The organism is Novosphingobium sp. 18050 (assembly GCF_902706195.1).
Classification (GTDB): domain Bacteria; phylum Pseudomonadota; class Alphaproteobacteria; order Sphingomonadales; family Sphingomonadaceae; genus Novosphingobium.
This window is the reverse complement of record NZ_CACSJO010000006.1, coordinates 70,775-88,390: the sequence shown is the minus strand read 5'-3', so window position 1 is coordinate 88,390 and position 17,616 is coordinate 70,775. Positions and strand designations below refer to the sequence as shown.

Below are 17,616 nucleotides of genomic sequence, written 5' to 3'. Positions count from 1 at the left end.
TCCTTCCGGTCTTGTCGGCACTATATGGCCGCCGCCCGCAACATCCGATCATGCCCATTGGGAGGGGAGAAGCGCGTGGGTAGATTTCCGGTGGCTAGGTACGCCGTGCGATGGCTGTTCGTGGCCTGCGTGGTCGCGGTGCCGCTAGCCGCTTGCGGGGAAGGAATCCTCGCCGCCGCCAGCAAGGATGATCCCCCCGTGATGGCCGCGGATATGGGCGCCGACATGGGCATGGGCACTAACCTCGACGGGCTGGCCTATTGGAGCACCGCGTTACCGACCCTCGATGTCATGAAATCCGCCGGCGGGTGGCTGCCGCAGACCGACGGTACTTACGACACCGGCGAAACTGTCCCGCTTGACCGGGACGGGTGGGCCTTGCCCTCTGCCGATCCTGCCAGCCGGCGTTACCGTTCGCTGGTGGTCAACGTCATTCACGACAACCCGGCAGCACCGCCCAGCGCGCGATATGTCGTCCTTTACGATGGATTGGGCCAGATCGCAGCGCTTGACGTCGACGGTGCCAGCGTCATCTCGCAGGCGCCGGGCGAAATGCATGTGGAGGCCGGGCGCGGCGGCAGTCTCTATCTCCGCCTCGACGCCGGCGCCTCCTTACGGAACATCCGCGTGGTGCGCGAGGAGTACCTGCCGTTCTACCGGGCCGGCCTCACCTTCAACCCCGATTTCCTCGCGCGGATCGACGCGTTCCAGGTCCTGCGTTTCATGGACTGGATGAACACGAATGCCTTGTTCGCGCCCACCGGCGGGCCAATCACGGACGAAGCAGCGATCAACGCTGCGCCGCAACTCGACTGGGCCGACCGGCCGCGCCCAAGTTCAATGCATTGGGGCGACGGCAGCCGGGGCGTGCCGGTAGAGGCGCTGGTGGAGATCGCCAACCGTACCGGCGCGGAGCCGTGGTTCACGATGCCCGTCAATGCCAGCGACGATTATGTCCGGGGCTTCGCAAGCTATGTGCGCACCCACTTGCGACCGGACCTGAAGATCCATGTCGAACTGTCCAATGAGGTGTGGAACTGGATATTTCCGCAGGCACGTTACGCGCAGGCCCAGGCGCGGCGAGCCTTTGGACCGAATGGCGACTGGCTGGAGTGGTACGGCATGCGCGCGGCGCAAGTCGGGATGATCTGGAAAAAGGCTTTCAACGAACCCGAACGGCGCAGCTCTCAGGCGGGCAGGGTGTCGATGGTCTTCGGAACCCAGTTCGCCTGGCGCGGGCTGGAGGCAAAGGGACTGGACACCGCCAACTGGCGCGATGCCCAGGGCCGGCAGATGCACGCCGCGGACTATTTCGACGAATATGCCATCACCGCCTACTACGACGGGACGATGAATACCGACGAGACGGTTGCCACGGTGAAAGGCTGGTGGAAGGACAGCGACGGCGGCTATACCCGCGCAGTTGCCGCGCTGGACAAGCGCATCGCCGATTTCAACGCACCGCTCTATCGCTATCACGCCGAGCAGGCGAAGGCGCATGGACTGCGACTGGTCAGCTACGAAAGCGGTTTCGGTGAATACACGCCGATTTCGCAGCACGACAATGAGGCCTATACCGATTTTCTGGTGAAGCTGCAGCGCAGGCCCGAATTCACCGCGCTGGAAACCGCCAACTACAAGGCGTTCGCTGCAGCCGGCGGGCGTCTGTTCATGAACTTCGGCATCATCGGCGCGCCTTCGAAATGGGGGAGTTGGTCCGCACTGGAGGCGGTGGGACAGGAGACTTCTCCCCGGTACGGCGCGATGATGGCCTGGCTCGCTGCCCATCCTCCTTCACCTTTGCGGGGCCCCTCGGTGGCTTATGCGCCTTCGCGCCTGATGATCGGCAAGCCGAGCGGTTCCACGCTCACGCAGACCGCGCATGGCTATGACGTTCTGGTCGGCGGCACCGGGGACGACCGGTTCATCGCCAGTGGCGCTCCCGGAGGGCGTGTCGACGGCGGCGGCGGCACCGATACACTGTTCCTGCCGGCAAAACGCGAGGCTTATCGCTTCAGCGGAGAGTCGGACCAGGGCCCGATCCGTGTGGAAGGCCCCGGCGGCGGGCAGGATATCTCGCGCATAGCTCTGGTCCGGTTTGGGGAAGGGCGCCCGATCGCCCTTGCGCAGCTTCTGTCAGAGGATCGGGGCCTGCGCCTCGCTGAAGTAGAGCGGGTTGGAAGCGTCCCGGCGCCGAAATAGCCGGGGCCATTGCACCCTCAGCCTTGCCCACTTCAGCCAGACCATCGGTCCGGGATAGTCGCGCCATTGCAGCGACCGCTGGTAGGCAAGATACCGCGGCGCGAAGCTTTCGCTAACATAGCTGCTGCAGTTTTCCGCCGGTATCTCCTGGCGTTCGGCCCGATGTGCGGTGACGAACCGGGCTGCGATCTCCTGCAGGCGGTCGGCGGTGTCCTTGCGCATACCCTCGGGCCGCACGGAAGTATGGACGGTCTGCCCCTGTAATCTGGCGGAGGATACCAGCGCGATGTAATAAACGCCCGCCGAAGTCAGATGCACGTCATCCCGGAAGATCCGCGCCAGTATCGACCGGGTGTCGGGGCCTTCGAGACCGGGGACGGGACGGCGCGAGGTAGCTTCCTCGACCAGCACCGTCAGGGCCGAAGCGGCAGGGATGGTCGCTATTCTGTCGGAACGTCCCTCGGCGGCGAGGTCGTGGTTTATCCGCCCGGCAACGCAGCGCCAGAGCGGTGCCGCCGCCCTTTCGTAGGCAATCCATGACGCGGGATCGTCGAGGTCCACCACATTCATCCAGGCCTCGAAAAGATAGGTCTGCGCGTCGGGCTTTTGTGCGATCACACGCTCATGGAAGTCACGCAGTAGGCGCAGGCTGTCGTTCCACACGATGCTCCCAAGCAAGGTGTGCTGCTCGGTTATGACGAGGGTATCGTAGGCCTTTTCCCCGGGGGCGAGGGGACGCTGCAATTGCGCAAGCAAATCGAGTGGCCGGTCCGCCCGGTCGGTCCCGGCGGCATATCCGGCCCAGGGGACGGGCCCCGAACCCATCGTCCGGTCCTTGATCGATGAGCCTTCCAGCGCCTGCATGTTCCAGTCCAGAGGACGGCCGAGGCTATTGGCGATGCCCTCGAGATATTCGGGATAGGGGTGGTCGGTCAGACTGTGCCCGGATACAAGCAGGCGGCGGGGAATGCGAGCGGGAAGGTCCAGTGCCGATCGCATTTCGCTGGCTTCGAAGGCTGGCGGCGATCCCGTCACGACCGGCAGCGCCGGGCCGATCTGCCACACAACCAGCCCGACAACCGCCAGCGTACACAGTCCATAGACGCGCCTCATATGCTTGACGCCAGTTCAGGCGGCGCTGCGTAGGCGCCATTGCCGGGCGATCTCGAAGATCAGCGGCCCTTCAACAAGATAACGGCGCCATAGCCGTTTGGGGTCGCTCAGCAGGCGAAACAGCCATTCCATGCACATCTTCTGCACGATCCGGGGCGCTCGGGTCTGTTCGTCGGTCAGGAACTGGAGGCTGGCGCCCACACAAAGGCCCACGCCGGTCGCCTGTCCGGTGCGTCCGATGCGATAGGCAAGGATCTCCTGCTGCGGCGATCCCACCGCGATAAAAGTATAGCGGGCCCGTGCATCGATCGCGAACTGCACCGCTTCCTGCGTCGCGGCCGCATCGTGGATGAACCCCATTGGCGGGTTGTGATGGGCCAGGTTGGTCAGGCCGAAAGTCTGGCGCAATTTGTCGATAGCACCGCTGCTGCCGCCGATCACCGCGATCCGGTCGTCCGGGCGGATGACTTCGTGAAACAGGGCGACGGTCAGGTCGCTGCCGGGGACGATCGGGAGGGCCAGGTCGGCGCGTGCAGCTAGCCGGCCCAGGATGCGGCTGTCGCACAGGGTGATCCAGGCATTGCGGTACATCGGCCAGAGGTCCGAGCGGGCATGCTGGATTCGCACGACATGATCGACGTTGGGAGTGACGATATAGGCGAAAGGTGAGCTGGCGGAACGCTGCTCGACATCGCGAAGCACACGCGTCTGGTCACGCCAGGCGAACTTCATATCGATGAATTCCGACGTGCGCTGGTGCCCGCGAATCCGCTGCGGGGTGGACGCCTGTGCACCATAAGCGGAAATCGGACCGGCCGCAGTGACGGGAACAGCTAACATTTCCATTCCTATTCGCTCCGCTTACTGCGCCGATTGGCTGTTTTATTTTTATTATCGTGCAGTTCATAATCTTCAGTAGGGTTTGTTATACATTTCGAGTCATGTTCCGCATTCGCGGCTATTGCGACCTCAGTATCATCCGGGACGTTTTACCTACGGATTTGCAGGGATATGCTCCTACCCATCCCTTTTCGTGTGGTGAGAAATCGGACCCCCCTTGGACGAATGACGCAAGGCCCGCGCCGGTCGTACACTTGGCCCTCAACAACAGGGGTTAACCGAGATGTTCTGTTTGCGAGGCAGTATGGCCACCCTCAAGGCGCTGCCGGGACTTCTCGCGGCGCTTTGCATGGGAGCGCCGGCGCTGGCAGCCGCCAAAGACGTGGTTCCGGTGGTCCAGCCCAGCGGTGTCGATCCCGAATACCGTGTCAATCCCGGCGACGAGCTCGACATCCTTGTATGGGGTGACGAGCGGTTGCAGCGCCTGGTCCGGGTTCTGCCCGACGGTACACTGAACTTCCCGCTGGCCGGGCGCGTCAGCGCCGCCAACCGGACGGTGCGCGAAATTGCGCTCCAAATTCGCGATAATCTCGCTCCCAATTACCGCGAGGCGCCGCCAGACGTGACCGTCGCCGTGCGTGACGCCACGGGCATGCGCTTCTACGTGATGGGCAAAGTGCGGACACCGGGCGGATTCGCCTCGGGCCGCTCCGTCAATGTCTTGCAGGCGCTGAGCATGGCCGGGGGACTGGCGGAATTCGCCGACGTGAAGAACGCGATCATCCTGCGCCAGACGGCGCAGGGGCAGACAGTCGAGCCCGTACGTCTTTCCCGCGTGCTAAAGGGCGCGCGAAAGATGGATAGCGGGCGGCTTACCGTGCCCTTGCCCGTACTGGGAGCAGGCGATGTCCTCGTCATTCCCTGAGTATGCCGCTTGTATGACCGAGCGCCGCCGTCAGCTTCCCGCAGTGGGCTTCGCGCTTGTCCTGCCGGTCTTGGCCGCATCGCCGGCCGAGGCAAGGACCGAGCCGAAGCTGGACGTGGACATGGCGATCTTCGCCTCGTCCGATCCGCTGCTGCTGTCCACCGAGCACGCAGGAGCGGTGATGGTAGAGATCGCGGCATCCCCCAGCATCAAGATTACCAATCAGGGCGGTTCGATGCTGATTATCGGCGGCACTCTCAGAAGGCGCGACTACAGCAGGCTCTACGGGCATTTCATGCTGGGCGATGCACACGTCGAAGGGCGCTATCGTGATAGTGAATACCTGAACATCGGCTTCGCAGCCGGTTTCGAACGGATGCTGGCGCTAGACCTGTTGACCTCCAGCCCCGACGGGGCGAGCGATCCCGGTGCGATCCGTAACAGCTGGTTCACCGGCATCGATGCTGCCTGGACCCCAAATGAATACGAGCTGTTCACGCCGGAAGTACGCGTGGAACGGACCTATTACACGGGCAGCAGCCTGCTGCTCAATGCCGAGGCGCTGTCGATGGGTCTTGGCTATTCGCGGCGCACGGGGCCGCGCACCAGCATCGGCCTGAGAGCCCGAAATTCCATCAGCTCGGTGGCCGGCATGGGCAACGTCAACACGGCCGCGCTCTATGCCACCTTCAACCGGAAGCTACCCGATCACACCAAGATCCTGGCTGAATTCGGCGTATCCAGAACAGGCGCGCAGAAGGAAATGACCACCGGGATCTCGATCAGCCGGCCGGGCCGCACGTTGCTTGCCGGCAGGGTGGAAATTTGCCGCGAAGACGGGGAGTGGGCGCGCCAGGGGCCGACCGGATGCCTTTCCACTTCGCTCGACACCGAAGTCAGCGGACTTGGCGGATTGCGCCGCAATGCGATCGTATCGCTCTCGGTGATGCAACCGGTCGGCGCGAAGTTCGTGCTGCGCGGCTCGGGCGAATTTCGGCATTCGACGCTGGTCGGCGGCGCGCCGGCGACGGGACCGCCGGATACTTTCGGCGATGGTGCCACCGATGCCGTGCGCGGGGTGGTGGCGCTGGACTGGAGATTGCGCCCGCAAGTCACGCTGACGGGCAACGTCCAGTACCTGCGCCGCCAGGTCGTGAACGGCGATCGGATCGGCGCCGCCTATTTCGGTATTCAGCTCAGTTACAAGCCCGGGTCCCGCAGATGAGTGATGAAACATGACTGACGAGCAAGCACCGAACCTCAGCGTCATCAGCCCGCTCGAGATATTCGCCATCTTCTACCGGCGGCTATGGTGGATCGTCGTACCGGCGGTGATCGGTACTGTGGTGGCGCTGGCGGCAGCCGTGCTGATGACCCCGGCCTATCGCTCTCAGGCGACCCTGCTCATCGACGCGCCGGAGATCCCGACCAACTTCGTCGCTCCGGTTCAGTCTGCGAACTACGCCAACGAAAGCGTTGCCAAGATCCGCGAACAGATCATGAGCCGCTCCAGTCTCACCCGTCTCATCCACGAAGCCGGTCTCTACAAGCGCGAGCAGAACGAGATGTCGTTCGAAGACCTGCTGGGCGTGATGCGCAATTCGATCGCGGTGGACCTTGTGAGCGCCAGCGGACGCCAGCCGTCGGGCAATGGCAACGACACGATCGCTTTCGACCTGTCCTTCACCTATTCGGACCCCGTCGCCGCCCACAAGGTTGCTGAGCGACTGGTCGCGATGTTCCTGACCGAGGACAAGCGGCTGCGCACCGAAAAGGCCGTAAGCACGGCTTCCTTCCTGACCCGCCGCGTCGACGATCTTCGTGCGCAAATGGTCGAACTGGAAGGCAAGCGCCGCGAAGTGGAAAGCCGCTATGCCGGGGCATTGCCCGATCAGGTCGCCCTCAGCGCGCAATCGGGTTCTGCCCTACGCGCCGAAGTGTCGCGGCTCGATGCGGAAACCCAGGGGTTGATGCAGCAGAACGGCCTGCTGGCGGCCCGTAGCGAGGAGATCGCCGCGGCGCCCAAGCCTGAATTCGAAGCGCTGCGCACCGCCGAAGACCGGCTTGCCCAGCTCTCCGCGACCTATTCCGATACTTATCCCGATGTGGTCGCGGCGCGCGCGGCGGTCTCCCGCCAACGCCAGGCGGCCCTGTCGACCATAAGTCCAACCCCAGGCGGCGGCGTGGTGGCATCGGAAATGGCAGCGGCCCGTTCGCGCATATCCTCCCTTGCGGCGCGCCGCGGGGAACTGGTGGGCTCGATCTCCCAGATGGAGCGAATGACCGCCATGGCCCCACAGGCGACTTATGAACTCAACAACCTCGAGCGTGATTACGACAACCTCAAGCGCCAGTATCAGGACGTGCGCGACAAGCAGATGGAAGCGCAGGTCACCGCCAATCTCCAGGCAGAGAACAAGGGCGAGCGCTTCACTGTAGTGAATGCGGCCAGCATACCGGGCGACCCGATCCGTCCCAAGCGTATGCAGATGGTGCTCGGAGGGCTGCTTGGAGGACTGGCATTGGGCTTCGCGCTGGTGGTTGCCTGGGAGGTTCTGGCCGGCCCCATCCATGGCATCGGCGCGGTCACGCGGCTGATGAATGCGCCGCCGCTGGCAGTAGTCCCGGTGCTGGGCCCCGGTTCGACGCCGCCGCTATTCGAACACATCCGCCGGATTCTGCAAAAACTGCGAGCGCGTCCCCATTCCCGTCGAGCGGAGGCATGACGATGATAACTGTCGGCAAGGAAGATTTCGTCACACAAACCGATGCCTGCACCATCGTCGATCTCGAACGGCGACGGATCCGGCTCGACCGCGAGAAACTGCTTGAAAACGGGATCTTCGGGCTGGAACACATGGACCCCCGCGCGCGCACCTTCATCCTGCTGCGATCGCAGATCATGAACGGCTTCCATGCCGAGGGCGGGCGTATCCTTGTGGTCACCTCGACCCAGGCGGGCAACGGCAAGACCTTCGTCACTGCGAACCTCGCCTGCGCGCTCAGCCTGATCCAGCCCACCGTCCTGATCGACCTCGACCTGCGGCGACCGACGATGGCCCAGCGCTTCGGTCTGACGGTGAATGCCGGCGTCGACGATTATCTGCTGGGCGATTGCGAATGGGAAGATGTCGCCCAGAAAGTGGCGGGGCTGGACCTGACCCTTTACCCCGTGCGGGAACCCCGCCAGGATTCATCGACCCTACTGTCACTGGACCGGCTTGCGGGCGCGATGGCTGCGATCCGCGCCATGCCGTATCAGCCGCTATGCATCATCGACACGCCGCCTGCGCTGGTGCTGGATGACGTGATGCTAATCGCGCGCAAGGGCGACGGTATCGTGATGGTGATCGAGGAAGGCCGCACGACCTCGGGTGAGTTGAAGGAGGCCATGCGCCTGCTCGGCGCGGCGCGGATCGTCGGCACGGTGCTCAACAAGTCCATGACCAGTGGCACCCGCCGGTACGATTACGACTACTACGAACCTGCCTGAAAGCCCCGGCAGGTGACGATGGCGGTCTGCGAATTCCCCACGGATTACGCTGCCTGCGCGGGCCGCCACGCCTGGAATATAGTATGTAGACATCGCAATGGCCGCGTCGAACGAGGCGGCTGCCCATTCCTTCCAAAGGTGAAGATGGACGCATGAAACTCAGCGAACACCCTGTCGCCATGCCCGCACTGGCACGTATCCCGGCCCTTATGCCGATGGACTTGCCGGCAGAGCCGCCGACCCCGGTCACGCAGCCTTTCATGCCGCCGCTGGAAGAATTCGTTCCGTTTCTGGAAACCATCTGGAGCAACCGCTGGCTGACCAATTCGGGGCCGTTCCACCAGCAACTGGAGCGGGCGCTCGAAGAGTATCTCGGCGTTCCCTACATCTCGCTGACCTCGAACGGCACGACGGCCCTTTGGCTTGCCCTGCAGGCGATGAAGGTCGGCGGCGAGGTCATCACCACGCCGTTCACCTTCGTCGCGACGGCCCACGCGCTGCGTCTGGTCGGAGCAACCCCGGTCTTCGTCGATATCGACGAGGATGATTGCAACCTGGCGCCCGCCGGGATCGAAGCCGCCGTCACCGACCGGACCAGTGCGATCCTGCCGGTCCATTGCTTCGGCCACCCTTGCGACACGGCGGCGATCTCGCGCATTGCGGACGTCTACGAACTCAAGGTGATCTACGACGCGGCCCATGCCTTCGGCGTTCAGATCGGCGGCCAGAGCATTCTGCGGCAGGGCGACCTTTCCGTCCTCAGCTTCCACGCAACCAAGGTGTTCAACACTTTAGAGGGCGGGGCGATCGTTTCGCCGGATCAGCGCACCAAGTCGAAGATCGACCGGCTGCGCAATTTCGGGTTCATCGAAGACACGGTGATGGCCCGCGCCTCAATCAACGGCAAGCTGAACGAATTGCAGTCGGCTTTCGGCCTGCTGCAACTGCGCTACATCGACGGTCTGATCGCCAGGCGCGGCGAGATCAGCGCCCGCTATCACGCAGCTCTGGCAGACATTGACGGAATCGCGCCGTTCAGCATCGGCGGCGGAGCCACGCTCAACCATTCGTACTTCCCGATCCTGGTATCCGAAGACTATCCCGTCGACGCCGATGCCCTGTGCCGCCGCCTGCAGGCTGCCGGAATCCTGGCGCGGCGGTACTTCCATCCACTGATCTGTGACATGCCCGGCTACCGCGACCTGCCTTCGGCGCGTCAGCCGCTGCCGGTAGCACGCCGCATCGCCCGGCAGATCCTGTGCCTGCCGATCCATCCCAATCTCAGCGATAGTCTTGTCGATCGAACCATCGACATTCTCAGCCATGGCTGAAGCGCCTTTGCGTTCGGCGATGAAATGGGCGCGTGATCTGCCGGCACGAACCGCGCTGCGCTGCGCCAATTCGGCGATGCTCAACCCCCTGCTGATGCAGGGCCACGAAAACGCGCTGGCGCGGCATGGGCCCCTTGCGCCACGCCTTTCCGGCGCGGACGTTCGCATCGTCGAAGACCTGCACCGCGACGGCATCCACATCACCAGCCTGGACGCGCTCGGCCTGCCGGGATCGGATGAGATGATGGCGGCGGCGCGGGGCCTGTCACGCGATTTCGTCCCGGAAGCGCGGCGGCTCGCGGCAAAGGGACAGGAGTTCGTCATCGTCCCGCCCTCCGACATCGCCTCCCGCCCGGAGATCTTCAGATGGGGTCTTCACGAGAGGTTGCTCGACATCGTGGAGAGCTACCTCGGTCTGCCCGCTGCCTATGACGGCTTGCAACTCATCTACACCGTCGCCGATGGCAAGGAGGCTGGCCCACGCTGCTGGCACCGCGACTGGGAGGACCGGCGCACGATCAAGGTCGCCGTCTACTGCAACGACGTTACTGCCGGCGGCGGCCCCTTCCAGATGATCCGCCGCCGCGACCCCCGGCAGGGGGGTGTCAACGGCTACCGCTACATGCTGGCGGACGACGCTGCGCTCACCGAGAGGCTGGGCGCAGGGTACGAAACGGACATGGTCAGCTGCGAAGGACCGGCTGGCACCGTCATCTTCTGCGAGACGGCGGAGCATTTCCATCGCGGCCAGCCTGCCCATACGGTGGATCGCACCGCCCTGTTCCACAGCTACTTCGCCCGGCAACCGCGCCATCCCTTCTATTGCGAACGTTCGGGCCTCAGCCGCAGACAGATCGCCGACCTTGCCCGGCCGTTGAATGCGCGCCAGCAAGCCTGCGCACTATGGCGGCGCGAGCTGCCGCTTCCAGTCCGGTTGATCCCGCCCGCCGGGCTATAGCGCAGACCACCTTCTTGCCGGCCATTCGCATTGCGCTGCCTTGCCCGGATGGCACAAGCTTCTGTGTGGACACCAATTATCTTCTTGCCGGGGCGGGCCTCCTGGCGGGCGCGATGAACGCGCTCGCGGGGGGAGGCTCCTTCGTGACCTTGCCGGCCTTGATGGCGACAGGCGTACCGCCGGTAGTCGCCAATGCCTCGAGCAGCGTCGCCCTCTATCCCGGAGGTGCCGCCAGCGCATGGGTCTACCGCAAGGACATCGGTCCCGTGGCGGGCGTTTCGCTGACCCAGCTTGCGGTGATTTCGCTGCTCGGCGGGGCGATCGGCAGCGTGCTCCTGCTGGCGACCCCTTCGACCCTGTTCGACCGCGTCCTGCCATGGCTCCTGCTGGTTGCCACGCTGGCACTGGCTTTCGGCAAACGCGTTGCATCGCGGCTCCACGGGGACGAAGGCGGGCAGGGGGCCGGGCCGAAGCTCATCCAGTCGGGCCAGTTCCTGCTGGGTATCTACGGCGGTTATTTCGGCGGCGCCGTCGGCATCATGATGATGGCATTCTGGAGCGTGACTACCCGCACCGGCCTCAAGCGCCTTCAAGGCCCGCGGACGGTTCTGGTGACAGCGGCCAACACCGCTGCCATCGCTATTTTCGCAGTGATGAACGCGGTGCGCTGGCACGACGTGCTGCTGCTGGCGCCCTCGGCAATCGCAGGCGGCTATCTGGGGGCATTGCTGGCAACCCGGCTACCACGCCGTGTCGTTGAGGCTGTTACGGTTACGCTCGCGGGCGCTGTGACCGTGGCTTTCTTTGCCAAGGCCTATCTCTAATAACCTCGGTAAAACCGCAACTTCGGCCCGCACCCGATTGATTTTTGGGGCATTGCATCACGGGTGCATCGCCTGCATGAAGATGCATCAAGGTCGAAGGGGAAGTCGATGCGTGCGATTTGGGCCGGCTGGGCAGCTCTGGCAGTACCCGCTTCACTGGTTGCGCAGGAGGTTCCCGCGACGCCCGGCGGTGCCAGCGCGCAAGGCGATCTCTCTGTCACCATCTACAACAACGACGTGGCGCTGGTGCAGGACGTCCGTCCGCTCGACATCGGCAAGGGCCGGGTGCGGCAGAGCTTTCCCGATGTCAGCGCCCAGATCAGGCCGGAAACTGTATCGCTCACCGTCGCCGACGCCGCGATCGTCGAGCAGAATTTCGATTACGACCTGCTCAGCCCGTCCAGCCTGATGGAAAAGGCCGTTGGTGAGACGATCAACCTGATCCGCACAAATCCCGCAACCGGCGCTGAAACGCGGGAGCGGGCGAAAGTCCTTGCCGTGAACGGCGGCGTGGTGCTGGAAATAAACGGCCACGTCGAAGTCCTGCGCGATGACGGCCTGCCAGTGCGCGCCGTGTTCGACCGTGTGCCCGAATCGCTGCGTGCCCGTCCGACGCTGTCCGTCACACTGGCGAGCAATCGCGCCGGTAATCGCCCCGCAACCCTCTCCTATCTTTCCAGCGGCCTTGGCTGGAGCGCCGATTACGTCGCCCTGTTTGATGACAAGAGCGGCACTGTCGATGTGCAGGGCTGGGTGACCCTGCGCAATACCAGCGGGACGACTTTCAACGCCGCCAGGACACTGCTTGTCGCCGGTGACGTGGGCAGTTCGAACGGTGGCAATCAATATGCACCGTCTTATCCGCGCCGGGCTACGCGCGTGCAGCCTGGCACAGAAACTGCGAACCGCGAACAACTCGGCGATTTTTATCTCTACCCGCTGGCAGAACGCACGACGATTGCCGACAAGCAGACCAAGCAGGTCAGTTTCCTCGATGCGAAGGGCGTGTCCGCCAGTTCGGGCTATCGGTTCGAGAACCCCTGGCTGGGCACGGCGAACGAGGCGCGCAGCGCCGCAAGCGTATTGCGTTTCGCCAATTCGGGCGCTGGTGGCCTCGGCGATGCACTGCCTGCCGGGACAGTGCGGGTCTATGTCCGCGATGCACGCGGCCAACCGCAGTTCACCGGCGAAAACCAGATCGATCATACTCCGCAGGGATCGACCATCGGTTTGCCTACCGGCGACGCCTTCGACGTAAAGGTCCAGCCCACGACCGTTTTGCGCACGCGCCTTGGCGATGGCCGCTGGCGCACGCAAATGCGCTACCGCCTCACAAATGCCCGTTCGCGTGCGGCGACCGTTGAACTGGTGCAGGGTGGGCTCGACTGGGGCGACACGCGTATCATCGAGGAAAACCGCAAGAGCGAACGCCGTGATGCGGGTTCGGCCGTATGGCAGGTGCCAGTGCCGGCCAACGGGGAGGCGGTGGTCACCGCGACGTTCGACACGCGCTACTGATGACCGCGCGGCCATCCTTTCCGGTGCCGGCTATAGCCATGCTGCTGGCCCTGGCCGCTGGCTGGCCTGTGAATGCCAGGGAAGCAGCGCGCGGCGAGGGGGGCGAAAAAGCGGTAACTTCGCCCGGACCCGGTAGTGTGGAGTTGACTGTCTACCGTGCGCCCTACGGCAACGGCGCGCTCGACTTGCGCAGTCTGGGCGGCTTCGCAATGGTGACGGAGACGCGCAAGATACGCCTGCCGCGCGGCCGCGCTGTGTTGCGCTTCGAAGGCGTGGCTGAAGGGATCATCCCTGTGAGCGCCGTGATAGAGGGACTGCCCGGCGGCACGGTCGAAAAAAACCGCGATGCGCGGCTGCTGTCGCCGTCTTCGCTCGTCGACGGTACGTTAGGGCGGCAGGTCACGGTGACGCGCACGGATAAAGTGACCGGGAACAAAGTCAGCGAAGAAGCCACGATCGTCGCCGGGCCGCGACCTGGTGTAGTCCTGCGCACGGCGACCGGCGTGGAGACGCTGCGCTGCTCCGGCCTGCCCGAACGGTTGGAATTCGCCGGGGTGCCTGCAGGACTGTCCAGCAAGCCGGTACTCAGTGTAGTTACCGACAGCCCCTCGGCCCGCACCGTTTCCGTACGGTTGAGCTACATTGCCTCCGGTTTCGACTGGCGTGCAAGTTATGTCGCGACGCAGGCGAGCGATGGCCGGTCTCTCGACCTGTTTGCCTGGTTGAGCCTGGGCAACGGCAATCCTCAGGGCTTTGCCGATGCCCAGGTCAGAGCGGTGGCAGGCAAGGTCAACCGGGTGGCCACGCCCATGCTGCGGGCGGCGGTGGGCGCCCTTAGGCTCCAATGCTTTCCGCTGGGAACCACGACTTCCAATCTACGTGAGCATGATGATATCATAGTCACGGCCTCACGCGGCTTCGAAAGCGCACCAGCCATGGCGATGACAGCAATGTCGGCCCCACCACCACCAGCACCTCCTCCGCCACCGCCGGAGGACCTGGGCGACCTCAAGCTCTACCGCGTGCCCGAGCGCGTGACGGTAAGCCCACGCAGTCAGAAGCAGGTGGCATTGCTGGCGCGCGGGCAAGTACCGTTCGAGCGCCGCTATCGCCGTCCGGTCTATCCGGGGCAGCGGATAGAGGCGGTTGCAACAACGGTCGTACTGGTCCTGCGCAACAAGAGCGAGGCCGGGCTTGGCCTGGCACTGCCTGCCGGAAGCACTGCGCTTTACGCTAATGGGCAGAGCGGTGAACGACTGTTGCTGGGCCTGGGCTCGCTGACAGACCGGGCGGAGGGAGAGACGTTCCGGCTCGCAGCGGGAAGCAGCACACAAGTCGTCGTCACGCAGCAAGGGGGCCCCGCCAGAGAGTCAGTCATCACTGCCAGCAATGCCAACCCGTTTCCCGTTGTGCTGGAGGTGCCGATCGGCAGCGCCGGTCAAAAGATCAAGGTTGATGGCGCCGCGCTTGACGCGGTCGACGGCATTGCGACCTGGTCTGTAACTCTAGCGCCGAGAGAGAGCGCTCAATTGTACTATCGGTTCTAAGGGCGCGCCAAATTTGGCCGGCCCATTATCGGCACCGTAAGGCTGATAATATATCTTATGTTAAATTCGCGATCGACGCTCTTTCGGATATATCGCGGCACTGACCGTTGACCGTTAGCCGTCTGTCTTGCTGCTCCCAGCTGCCCTGTTCTTTCGCACAAGCAACACGGCAATACCGATGATGGCTGCAATCGCCAGCGCACCGCCAACGAGATGCTCAAGCGACTTGATGCGTCCGAACTCTGCCTCGATCGCCTGCCCGAACCAATGGCCGACGGTGACGAAGACAAGCGCCCACACGATCGCCGCGGCTGCGTTGATCGCAAGGAATTTTCGGGCGGAAAGCAGTGTTGTGCCGATCGCCAGCGGACTGACCGTACGCAGCCCGTAAAGGAAGCGGAAGGCAAATACGAACAAAACGGGATGTCTGTTGAATGCGGTTAAAGCACGCGCAAAGGCCGGTCTCCGTTGCAACCCGCGAACGAAGCGATGCTCACGAAAACGTCGCCCCAGCAAAAAGAACAACTGGTCTGCTAGAAACGAGCCAGCCGCTGCCGCCGCGACGGAGGGCCAGAACGGCAGGATACCTCGATGGGTCATCAGTCCGCCGATGACAACTACGGTTTCCCCTTCAAGACCTGCACCCAGTGCAAGGCCGACCAAGCCATATTCGGTGATGATCTGTTCCAAGGACATAGCAACCGTCTCCGCTTCCCTGCATGCCAACCAACGTCGGGGTATTCAAATCCAGATTTCCATCAATCGGTTGCCCTCGTCGACCAACCGACTGGGGGACTTGCTGCATTTGAAAGTAAGCGTGCAAAATGCGCACTTGTGCTGCGCCGCAACATGAACGAAACAGATCTCGCCTTTCAGGCATCCTCTCCCAAAACTTTTCAAGCCGGTCCTCGTGGCCGGCTTTTCTTTTGCTCTCCAGGCGAAGCTGCGTTTGCGCGCTGCAGTGCTGACTGCGTTGAGGTCGTTCGGATCAATCCGCGACATTGCTGAATTGTCTTCACAAGTTCATGCAGATAAAAGCATCTAATCAATGAAGCACAGCGCGCTTAGGTTGCCAATGCAACATGCTGCGGGACGGACCGCCTCATTCGAGCCCGGTGCCCGCAGCCCCTGACCCACCCACTCGCTCGGCTAGACGCTGATCGTCACCGCCGGTTGAGGAATATCTCGCCGGTCCGGCCTCCGAGTAACGGAAAGGAACCTCACAATGAAAAAGCGCACTCTTGGAACGAACGGGCTGGAAGTTTCCGCCATCGGCCTGGGCTGCATGGGCATGAGCTGGTCTTATGGTCCGGCCAAGGACGAGCAGGAGATGATCGCGCTGCTGCGTGCCGCAGTGGAACGCGGCGTCACCTTTTTCGACACCGCCGAGGTCTATGGTCCGCTGTTAAACGAGGAACTGGTCGGCAAGGCACTGGCCCCCTTCCGAGGCGAGGTCGTCATCGCCACCAAGTTCGGCATGGAGCCGGGACCCGGCGATACCGATCGCTGGAGCAGGCTAAGCAGCCGTCCGGAGCATATCCGCAAGGTCGTTGAAGGTTCGCTGAAGCGGTTGAAGGTCGATGCGATCGACCTCTATTACCAGCACCGCGTCGACCCTGCAGTGCCGATCGAGGATGTGGCCGGAGCGGTGAAGGACCTGATCGCGCAAGGCAAGGTCAAACATTTCGGCCTTTCCGAAGCCGGCGCGCAGACCATCCGACGCGCCCATGCGGTTCAGCCCGTAGCGGCATTGCAGAGCGAATATTCGCTGTGGTGGCGCGAACCCGAGGAAGTGCTGATGCCGCTGCTGGAGGAACTGGGCATTGCCTTCGTACCGTTCAGTCCGCTGGGCAAGGGCTTCCTCACCGGCAAGATTGATGCATCCACTCCCTTCGACAGCACCGACTTTCGCAGCACGGTGCCGCGCTTTGAACTGGAGAACCGCAAGGCCAACCAGGTCATGGTAGATCTGCTGGCAGACTTCGCCGCACGGAAAGGCGCAACGCCTGCGCAGATCGCATTGGGCTGGCTCCTCGCGAAGAAGCCGTGGATCGTGCCTATTCCGGGGACTACAAAACTGCACCGGCTGGAGGAAAATCTTGGGGCGGCCGATGTTGTCCTGACGCCCGAAGACATGCGCTCCATCGAGGATGCCTCCGCTGCCATAGCGATTGCGGGGGCACGGTACTCGCAGGCCCAGGAAAATCTGGTCGACCGGTAAAATTGCCTGCCGGAAACACCATGAAACAGCGTCTATTTGCGGCAACCGGAGCATTTATCATGACCTGGACATCTTTGAAGTCGTTAGGGGTCAGGGCCTTATGGATAATCGCCGTAAGTCTCGCACCGCCCGGCGCCCTGTCCGCTGCCCCGCCGGAGGCAACGGGCCCGGCTGCGGCGGACGCTCGCCCCTTGGTCAGGATAGCCGAACTGGACATTGATCCGGCCCAAATCGCAGCTTACAAGGCGTTGTTAGCGGAAGAAGTAGAGGCATCGGTAAGGCTGGAGCCGGGCGTATTGATGCTCAACGCGGTGTCGATCGACGAAAACCCCGCGCATATTCGTCTTCTCGAAGTCTACGCCAACCGCGCGGCCTACGAGGCGCATCTGCGCTCCCCGCAATTCATGAAGTACAAGACGTTGACCGCACCCATGGTCCGGTCACTCAAGCTAATGCCGACCACGCCTGTCATGCTTTGTGCGAAATCCGGTATTTCCGAAACTGGCAGCGCGCATTGCATGTGAATAGGCTGCGGTCATTCTGAGACGTTCATGGTGCCCATGTCCCTCTGGTAGCCGATCTGCCACCCGGACAGCGCGACCTCGACTGGTGGCGCACGCAGGGACTGGCAGGCTCCGCAGGCG

Annotated in this window: 15 protein-coding genes; 12 read left to right on the top strand and 3 right to left on the bottom strand. The window is 63.3% G+C overall.

The annotated features are described in order from the left end of the window. Positions 1-75 precede the first annotated feature (75 nt). The gene (locus tag GVL61_RS08510) at positions 76-2,202 is read left to right on the top strand and encodes a hypothetical protein (protein ID WP_159978948.1); all 2,127 of its coding nucleotides are present in this window, start codon (positions 76-78) and stop codon (positions 2,200-2,202) included. On the opposite strand, the gene GVL61_RS08505 is transcribed toward GVL61_RS08510, so the two are convergent. Then, entirely contained in the window at positions 2,137-3,315 is a 1,179-nt protein-coding gene (locus tag GVL61_RS08505) for a hypothetical protein (RefSeq protein ID WP_159978946.1), read from the bottom strand. The two genes, GVL61_RS08510 and GVL61_RS08505, sit on opposite strands and share 66 nt — an antisense overlap. Positions 3,316-3,330: 15 nt before the next feature. Next, on the bottom strand, positions 3,331-4,155 hold the full coding sequence (locus GVL61_RS08500; RefSeq protein ID WP_159978944.1) for a WecB/TagA/CpsF family glycosyltransferase: 825 nt from the start codon (positions 4,153-4,155) through the stop codon (positions 3,331-3,333). A gap of 304 nt (positions 4,156-4,459) precedes the next feature. Between GVL61_RS08500 and GVL61_RS08495 the strand changes: the two genes are divergently transcribed. From GVL61_RS08495 to GVL61_RS08455, 9 genes are all read left to right on the top strand, one after another. Further along, positions 4,460-5,080, top strand: coding sequence for a polysaccharide biosynthesis/export family protein (locus GVL61_RS08495; RefSeq protein WP_235037584.1), 621 nt, complete (start codon positions 4,460-4,462; stop codon positions 5,078-5,080). Continuing rightward, the gene (locus GVL61_RS08490) at positions 5,061-6,305 is read left to right on the top strand and encodes a hypothetical protein (protein WP_159978940.1); all 1,245 of its coding nucleotides are present in this window, start codon (positions 5,061-5,063) and stop codon (positions 6,303-6,305) included. The genes GVL61_RS08495 and GVL61_RS08490 overlap by 20 nt, the downstream gene beginning before the upstream one ends. A 10-nt stretch (positions 6,306-6,315) precedes the next feature. Continuing rightward, entirely contained in the window at positions 6,316-7,806 is a 1,491-nt protein-coding gene (locus GVL61_RS08485) for a Wzz/FepE/Etk N-terminal domain-containing protein (RefSeq protein ID WP_159978938.1), read from the top strand. Further along, on the top strand, positions 7,803-8,573 hold the full coding sequence (locus GVL61_RS08480) for a CpsD/CapB family tyrosine-protein kinase (RefSeq protein ID WP_159978936.1): 771 nt from the start codon (positions 7,803-7,805) through the stop codon (positions 8,571-8,573). Before GVL61_RS08485 ends, GVL61_RS08480 begins: the two co-directional genes overlap by 4 nt. 152 nt (positions 8,574-8,725) lie before the next feature. After that, on the top strand, positions 8,726-9,904 hold the full coding sequence (locus GVL61_RS08475; protein ID WP_304621349.1) for a DegT/DnrJ/EryC1/StrS aminotransferase family protein: 1,179 nt from the start codon (positions 8,726-8,728) through the stop codon (positions 9,902-9,904). Beyond that, positions 9,897-10,862: a hypothetical protein gene (locus GVL61_RS08470; RefSeq protein ID WP_159978934.1), complete on the top strand. Its 966-nt coding sequence runs from the start codon at positions 9,897-9,899 to the stop codon at positions 10,860-10,862. Before GVL61_RS08475 ends, GVL61_RS08470 begins: the two co-directional genes overlap by 8 nt. A 65-nt stretch (positions 10,863-10,927) precedes the next feature. Next, positions 10,928-11,686: a sulfite exporter TauE/SafE family protein gene (locus GVL61_RS08465; RefSeq protein ID WP_159978932.1), complete on the top strand. Its 759-nt coding sequence runs from the start codon at positions 10,928-10,930 to the stop codon at positions 11,684-11,686. Positions 11,687-11,794: 108 nt separating this feature from the next. Then, positions 11,795-13,204 (top strand): DUF4139 domain-containing protein, encoded by a 1,410-nt coding sequence (locus tag GVL61_RS08460; protein ID WP_159978930.1) that lies wholly within the window; start codon positions 11,795-11,797, stop codon positions 13,202-13,204. Positions 13,205-13,242: 38 nt separating this feature from the next. Then, on the top strand, positions 13,243-14,751 hold the full coding sequence (locus tag GVL61_RS08455) for a DUF4139 domain-containing protein (RefSeq protein ID WP_159978928.1): 1,509 nt from the start codon (positions 13,243-13,245) through the stop codon (positions 14,749-14,751). A 114-nt stretch (positions 14,752-14,865) separates the two neighbouring features. On the opposite strand, the gene GVL61_RS08450 is transcribed toward GVL61_RS08455, so the two are convergent. Further along, a complete protein-coding gene (locus GVL61_RS08450) occupies positions 14,866-15,447 on the bottom strand; it encodes a DedA family protein (protein ID WP_159978926.1) in 582 nt (193 codons plus the stop codon). Positions 15,448-15,976: 529 nt separating this feature from the next. On the opposite strand from GVL61_RS08450, the gene GVL61_RS08445 reads away from it, so the two are divergent. Both GVL61_RS08445 and GVL61_RS08440 read left to right on the top strand, forming a co-directional pair. Further along, complete coding sequence (locus tag GVL61_RS08445; RefSeq protein WP_159978924.1) at positions 15,977-16,972, top strand: aldo/keto reductase; 996 nt, start codon at positions 15,977-15,979, stop codon at positions 16,970-16,972. A gap of 20 nt (positions 16,973-16,992) precedes the next feature. Beyond that, the gene (locus GVL61_RS08440) at positions 16,993-17,496 is read left to right on the top strand and encodes a putative quinol monooxygenase (RefSeq protein ID WP_235037582.1); all 504 of its coding nucleotides are present in this window, start codon (positions 16,993-16,995) and stop codon (positions 17,494-17,496) included. Positions 17,497-17,616 lie beyond the last annotated feature (120 nt).